General features: G+C 69.2%; 7 protein-coding genes and 3 tRNA genes. 4 read left to right on the top strand and 6 right to left on the bottom strand.

From position 1 onward, the window contains the following. The 3 genes from pstA to ACTWQJ_RS11470 form a co-directional block, all read right to left on the bottom strand. Positions 1-743: phosphate ABC transporter permease PstA (pstA, locus tag ACTWQJ_RS11480; RefSeq protein WP_443306528.1), on the bottom strand; the 743-nt coding region annotated here is incomplete at its 3' end. Beyond that, the gene (gene pstC, locus ACTWQJ_RS11475; protein WP_443306527.1) at positions 743-1663 is read right to left on the bottom strand and encodes a phosphate ABC transporter permease subunit PstC; all 921 of its coding nucleotides are present in this window, start codon (positions 1661-1663) and stop codon (positions 743-745) included. The genes pstA and pstC, both read right to left, overlap by 1 nt. Further along, entirely contained in the window at positions 1660-2631 is a 972-nt protein-coding gene (locus ACTWQJ_RS11470) for a PstS family phosphate ABC transporter substrate-binding protein (RefSeq protein WP_443306526.1), read from the bottom strand. Before ACTWQJ_RS11470 ends, pstC begins: the two co-directional genes overlap by 4 nt. A gap of 145 nt (positions 2632-2776) precedes the next feature. On the opposite strand from ACTWQJ_RS11470, the gene ACTWQJ_RS11465 reads away from it, so the two are divergent. Both ACTWQJ_RS11465 and ACTWQJ_RS11460 read left to right on the top strand, forming a co-directional pair. Beyond that, a complete protein-coding gene (locus tag ACTWQJ_RS11465) occupies positions 2777-3019 on the top strand; it encodes a type II toxin-antitoxin system Phd/YefM family antitoxin (protein WP_443306525.1) in 243 nt (80 codons plus the stop codon). Further along, positions 3016-3462 (top strand): PIN domain-containing protein, encoded by a 447-nt coding sequence (locus ACTWQJ_RS11460; RefSeq protein WP_443306524.1) that lies wholly within the window; start codon positions 3016-3018, stop codon positions 3460-3462. The genes ACTWQJ_RS11465 and ACTWQJ_RS11460 overlap by 4 nt, the downstream gene beginning before the upstream one ends. 147 nt (positions 3463-3609) lie before the next feature. On the opposite strand, the gene ACTWQJ_RS11455 is transcribed toward ACTWQJ_RS11460, so the two are convergent. From ACTWQJ_RS11455 to ACTWQJ_RS11445, 3 genes are all read right to left on the bottom strand, one after another. After that, positions 3610-3683 (bottom strand) — tRNA-Ile (locus ACTWQJ_RS11455). Positions 3684-3851: 168 nt separating this feature from the next. Continuing rightward, positions 3852-3924: transfer RNA gene (locus tag ACTWQJ_RS11450), tRNA-Asn, on the bottom strand. Positions 3925-3929: 5 nt separating this feature from the next. Continuing rightward, a tRNA-Asn gene (locus tag ACTWQJ_RS11445) sits at positions 3930-4002 on the bottom strand. A 157-nt stretch (positions 4003-4159) separates the two neighbouring features. On the opposite strand from ACTWQJ_RS11445, the gene ACTWQJ_RS11440 reads away from it, so the two are divergent. Together ACTWQJ_RS11440 and ACTWQJ_RS11435 are read left to right on the top strand one after the other, a co-directional pair. Continuing rightward, entirely contained in the window at positions 4160-4462 is a 303-nt protein-coding gene (locus ACTWQJ_RS11440) for a YtxH domain-containing protein (RefSeq protein WP_443306523.1), read from the top strand. Between the two features lie 206 nt (positions 4463-4668). Then, a complete protein-coding gene (locus tag ACTWQJ_RS11435) occupies positions 4669-6123 on the top strand; it encodes an FGGY family carbohydrate kinase (protein WP_443306522.1) in 1455 nt (484 codons plus the stop codon). The last annotated feature ends 26 nt before the right edge of the window (positions 6124-6149 follow it).

Below are 6149 nucleotides of genomic sequence, written 5' to 3'. Positions count from 1 at the left end.
ACTCCGGTGGGGTTGAAGGTGATGAAGGTCAGCCCGCCGAGCAGCAGCAGCGGGGCGGCCTCGCCGATCGCCCGGGACAGGGCGAGGATCGAGCCGGTCGCCATGCCGGGCACGGCCGCCGGGAGGACCTGCCGCCAGATGGTCTGCCACTGGGTGGCGCCCAGCGCCAGGGACGCCTCACGGATGGACTGCGGTACGGCGCGGATCGCCTCCCGGGAGGCGATGATCACGGTCGGCAGGACCAGCAGCGACAGGGTGAGGGAGGCGGTCAGCACGGTCTGGCCGAAGCCGAGCCCGCGGGAGATGATGCCGAGCCCGAGGATGCCGTAGACGATCGACGGCACGGCCGCCAGGTTCTGGAGGTTGATCTCGATGGCACGGTTCCACCAGCGGGTCGGATCCGCGTACTCCTCCAGGTAGATGGCCGCGAGGATGCCGGTCGGCAGGCAGTACAGCGCGGTGAAGGCGATCACCCAGATCGTGCCCATGATCGCCGACTGGGCGCCGGCGTTGGTCGGGTCGATGATGTCCGGGAAGTTCGACCAGATCCGCGAGTCCAGCCGCGGCCAGCCCTCGACCACCACGTACACCAGCAGCCAGACGAGGAAGACCACCCCGACGGCCAGCGACGCCCACAGGCTGAGCTGGAAGAACCGCTCGCGCCACGGGGTGCCGCGCCCCTTGAGCCGGGGCGCCTCCGGCATACCGGTGGCGGCACCCTTGTCCAGGACATCGGAGCCCATTACTCGTACACCTCCCGGTACTTGCGCACCAGGCGAATGCTGACCAGATTCATCACCAGGGTCATCACGAACAGCAACAGGCCCACCGCGAAGATCGTCCGATAGCCGATGGACCCGGTCGGCAGGTCGCCGATCCCGGCCGCGGCGATGAACGCGGTCATCGTCTGCATGCCCTCCAGCGGATCGAAGGACAGGTTCGGACGGCCACCGGCCGCGATGGCCACGATCATCGTCTCACCGATCGCCCGGGAGATGCCCAGCACGATGGCGGCGACGATGCCGGACAGTGCGGCCGGGAAGACGACCCGCGTCGCCACCTGCATCCGTGAGGAGCCGAGTGCGTAGGCGCCGTCGCGCAGGTCGTTGGGCACCGCGTTCATCGAGTCCTCGGCGAGCGAGGCGACCGTCGGGATGATCATGATGCCCATGACGAAGCCCGCCGACAGGGCGTTGAAGACCTGCGGCGGGTCCCCGGCGGGCCAGATGTCCTGCAGCAGCGGCGTGATCGCGGTCAGTGCGAAGAAGCCGTAGACGACGGTGGGGATGCCCGCGAGCACCTCCAGCATCGGCTTGAAGAACGCACGGACCCTGCGGTGGGCGTACTCGCTCAGATACACCGCAGCGCCGAGCCCCAGCGGCACGGCGACCACCAGCGCGATGAGGGTGACCATCAACGTGCCCGTGATCAGCGGCAGGACGCCGAAGTGCGGCGGACTGAACAGCGGCGACCAGTCGGTGCCGGTGATGAACTCACCGAAGCCGACCTCGCGGAAGAAGTCGACGGCCGGCGGGATCAGCGCGATGACGATACCGACGGTGGTCAGCACCGACACCAGCGCGGCGGCCACCAGGAGCACCTTGATGGCCCCCTCGCCGTAGCGCGGCCGGGACCGCTTCAGGAAACCGGGGCCGGGACTCATGAGCCCTGCTGCGCCTTGAGCGCGTCGAGGTCCCTCCGCAGCTCCGCCTCCTGCTCGGAGTTGAGCGGGACGAAGAGGGCGCTCTCGGCGATCTCGGCGTTGTGCTCGACGTAGAACTCGACGAAGGCCAGGACCTCCGGCTTCTGCAGCGAGGACGCCTTGGGGTAGATGAACAGCGGCCGCGACAGCGGCGTGTACGTGCCGTTCTGCACCGTCTGCCTGGTCGGCTCGACGCAGCCGCCACCGCCGTCGATCTTCAGCACCTTCAGCTCGTCCTTGTTCTCCTCGTAGTACGACAGGCCGAAGTAGCCCATGCCGCCCTTGGAGCCGGAGACGCCCTGCACGGTGACGTTGTCGTCCTCACTCGGCGAGTAGTCGGTGCGGGAGGCGCCCTCCTCACCGTTGACGGCCTCGGTGAAGTAGTCGAAGGTGCCCGAGTCGGTGCCCGCGCCGAACAGTTCGAGCTTCTGGTCGGGGAACTTCGGGTCGACCTGGTTCCAGTTGTCGACCTCGGAGCCGGGCTCCCAGATCTTCCTCAACTGCTCGACGGTCAGGCATTCCGCCCAGTCGTTGTCCTTGTTGACCACGACGGACAGGCCGTCGTTGGCGACCTGGAACTCCTCGAACCTGACGCCGTTCTTCTCGCAGGCCGCCTTCTCGTCGTCCTCGATGGCGCGCGAGGCGTCGGAGACGTCGGTCTCGCCGACGCAGAACTTCTCGAAGCCGCCACCGGTACCGGACGTGCCGACCGTGACCCTGACTCCGGGGTTCTCCACCTGGAAGAGCTGGGCCGCCGCCGTGGACAGCGGGGCCACCGTGCTGGATCCATCCACCCTGATGGTGCCGGACAGCCGCGTGCCGCCGCTGCCGGAGCCCGCGTCGGCACCCCCGCACGCACCGGCAGCCATCACCACGGCCGCCGCCAGAGCCGGCGGAGCCGCGGCACGGCGCAACGAACGAATGCTCACGTGACTCTCGATCCTCGTGTCCGCCTGGTTTCCAGCGCGCGTAGACGAGGCGCACAATATGCCCCATTTCAGACATTTGGATCAAATCTCGCCCATATGGACTTCCAGCGCAATGCGAGACGACCTAAGTAGTAACATGTACTACATGGAGGCCACCGCCCGCGAGTTCAACCAGAAATCCTCACAGATCCTCGCCGCAGCGGCCCGAGGTGAGACCGTCACCGTCACCAAGAACGGCACCCCCGTCGCCCGGGTCGTACCGATAAGCGAGACCGACGTCCCCCCGTATCCGACCGACCCCATGGGAGACATCAACCTGCCCGACCTCGGCCTGCCCGACCTCACCGACGACGAGATCGAGAACACGCTCAAGGGGATGGGAGCGTGACCCTGGTCGCCATCGCCGACACCAACGGCCTGTACCGCCTGCTCGACCCGAAACTCACCGGCCACGAGGAACACAAGAAGGCTCTGGCAGCGACCAGCCACCTCATCATCTCCCCCATGGTCCTCGCGGAGTTGGACCACCTGGTCACGGCCCGTGCAGGAGCCCGAAAGGCCCTGGCCGCGGCCCGGTTCATCGAACGCAATGTGGCAACCCGCCGATTCGAAGTGCCGTCCGTCAGCACGCATCTGAGCGCGGCAATTGCGGTCGCCGAGGGGTACGCGGACGCCGACGGCAGCAAGGGCATCGGGCTGACGGACGCGATGAACGTCGCCCTGGCCGCCGCCTACCGCACCGACGCCCTATTCACCACCGACCACCACTTCCGCATGGTCCGCCCCCTCACCGGCCACACAGCCTTCCGGCTCCTGCCCGACGACCTGTAGGTTCGCGCCGCTGCAGGGAAGCAGGGGCCGACGCCGTGGAACGGGTGGCTTGATCTGAGCGAGTGAACGAGGGCCGCCGTCGCGGTGCGGCGCCCCCGTTTCTACGGGGCCCGCAGGTAGAAACGGTTCTGCTGGAGGAACCGCGAGTGGGGCGGGTGGGACTCGAACCCACGGCCGACGGATTATGAGTCCGCTGCTCTAACCGGCTGAGCTACCGCCCCATAGCGGCGTGTCGCGTACACCTGTGCGCGCCGTCTGCCGCAGCATAGCCGCTCATACGATCTCCTGCTCCGGATGGTCGGCTACGCATGACCTTGAGGACTCCGCCCTGGCCGTGGCGGTTCCACCGAACATGAAAAAGGACCCCTGCGGGGTCCTCGTTCAGGCTGCTCCCCCGACTGGACTCGAACCAGTAACCTGCCGGTTAACAGCCGGCTGCTCTGCCAATTGAGCTACGGAGGACCGAGCTCCCCCGACTGGACTCGAACCAGTAACCTGCCGGTTAACAGCCGGCTGCTCTGCCAATTGAGCTACGGAGGAATGCCTCGTTGCATCGAACGTACCTACCTGGGTATTCGCCAGGGGGCGCGCGCTCGCTGCGACACATACATTAGCGCAAGCAGGGGGGTGCTCCGCCAATCGGTTCCCCCCGGCCCGGCGCCGTACCAGGGACCTACGCAAGGGAAGGGTGGCCGCCATGCGTTACCGGCTCACGTTCGTCGTCGGACTCGCTGTGGGTTACGTACTGGGCACACGCGCGGGGCGTGAGCGCTACGAGCAGCTGAAGAAGTCCGCGCGTCAGGTCGCGCAGAACCCCGCCGTCCGCAACACCGCGGAGACCGCCGCCCAGCAGAGCCGCGAGTTCGCCGGCAAGGCGTACCACGCGGTCAGCGCGAAGGTCGGCGACCACATGCCCGACTCCGTCGCCCAGCGCGTGCGCACCCTCCGCCACCACACCAACGGCACCGGCGAGGACGACTGGGGCACCAGCAACACGTAGAGCTCTTGGTGGACGCGCGCAGCATCCCCCTGGGGCGCGGGGCTGTATTCGATATGCGGCTCCTCCCCCACTCTCGGCTTCGCTCGAGCGGGGGGACCCCCACCGTGGGCGCGAGCAACCGCAGACAACCCGCACCCGCGAGACGGCAGGCACCCCTACGGCGCCCATGGCCACGCCCAGCGCAGCGCTGCGGCAGAATTTGAGCCATGGGGATAGTCGCCGGGCTGGACAGTTCGCCCGATTTCACTCGTATCGTCGTCTGCGATGCGGACACGGGAGCCGTGCTGCGGCAGGGCTATGCGCCGCATCCGGTGGAGGGCCCTGAAGGCAGTGGGCGGCCCAGCGATGTGGATCCGCAGGCCTGGCTGCTGTCCCTGGGCGAGGCGGCCGGTGGTGGGCTGCTCGAAGGGGTACAGGCCATCGGCGTCTCCGCGCAGCAGAACGCGGTCGTGCCGCTGGACGCGCAGGGCGGCACCGTGCGGCCGGCGATGGTCGGCGGGGACAAGCGGGCGCAGGTCGCGGCGGCCGATCTGATCGACGCGCTGGGCGGGCGCGAGGCGTGGGCGCAGGCGGTGGGGTGTGTTCCGCAGGCCGCGCAGCCCGTCACCAAGCTGCGGTGGCTCGCCAAGAACGAGCCCGAGGCGGCGCTGCGCACTGCCGTGCTCATGCAGGCGCACGACTGGCTGGTGTGGCAGTTGCTGGGGCGGCCGGTGCGCCGGACCACCGACCGTGGCGGGGCTTCCGGGACGGGGTACTGGTCCGCGGCCACCGGCGCCTACCGGCCCGACCTGGTCGAGCTGGCGCTCGGTCACCAGGTCATGCTGCCCGAGGTGATCGGGCCGTCCGATGCGGCCGGTACGACGCCGGAGGGGCTGTTGATCTCCGCCGGGACCGGCGAGACCATGGCCGCCGCCTTCGGGCTGGGGCTGGGGCTGGGCGACGCGGTGGTGTCGCTGGGCGCGTCCGGGTCCGTGATGGCGGTGCATCCCGAGGCCCTGTACGACCAGACCGGGATGATCACGTCCCTGGCCGACGCCACCGGCATGCACCTGCCGGTCGTGACCACCCTGAACGCCGTACGGACCCTGCGCGGCACCGCCGAACTGCTCGGTCTTGCCGACCTGGAGAGCCTGTCCGACCTGGCGATGAAGTCGACGCCGGGCGCCCACGGGCTCGTACTCCTGCCGTATCTGGAGGGTGAGCGCACGCCCGCGCTGCCGCACACCGCCGGGACACTGGCCGGGCTGCGGCGGGAGTCGATGAAGGCGGAGCACCTGGCGCGGGCGGCGTTCGAGGGCATGCTGTGCGGGCTCGCGGACGCGCTGGACGTGCTGCGCGGCCGGGGTGTGGAGGTGCGGCGGATCTTTCTGCTCGGGTCGGCCGCGGAGCTGCCCGCCGTGCAGGCCGCGGCGCCCTCGCTGTTCGGGGCGCAGGTCGTCGTGCCGCAGCCTGCGGACTACGCGGCGATCGGTGCCGCGCGGCAGGCGGCCTGGGCGCTGGGTGTGTCGCAGGGCACTCTCGACCCGCGCACCCCGCCGGCCTGGCAGGGCGCGGTGGCGCAGGTGCTCGAGCCCGGTGAGGAGCTGGCCGTGGGGCAGGCGGTCCGGCAGCAGTTCGTGTCGGTGCGCGAGCAGACACATCCGGGCGCCTTCCGCCCGTAGCACACGCCTGTCGGGTTAATCAGTTG

It is taken from the genome of Streptomyces sp. KR55, from assembly GCF_052245645.1.
Lineage (GTDB): Bacteria > Actinomycetota > Actinomycetes > Streptomycetales > Streptomycetaceae > Streptomyces > Streptomyces flavusporus.
The sequence above is the reverse complement of the archived record's forward strand: the minus strand, read 5'-3'. Positions and strand labels throughout refer to the sequence as shown.

Excerpts from the sequence above, each read along its gene's own strand:
- ACTWQJ_RS11440 (WP_443306523.1), top strand. The coding sequence starts at position 4,160 with ATGCGTTACCGGCTCACGTTCGTCGTCGGACTCGCTGTGGGTTACGTA.
- ACTWQJ_RS11465 (WP_443306525.1), top strand. The coding sequence starts at position 2,777 with ATGGAGGCCACCGCCCGCGAGTTCAACCAGAAATCCTCACAGATCCTC.
- pstC (WP_443306527.1), bottom strand. The coding sequence starts at position 1,663 with ATGAGTCCCGGCCCCGGTTTCCTGAAGCGGTCCCGGCCGCGCTACGGC.
- ACTWQJ_RS11435 (WP_443306522.1), top strand. The coding sequence starts at position 4,669 with ATGGGGATAGTCGCCGGGCTGGACAGTTCGCCCGATTTCACTCGTATC.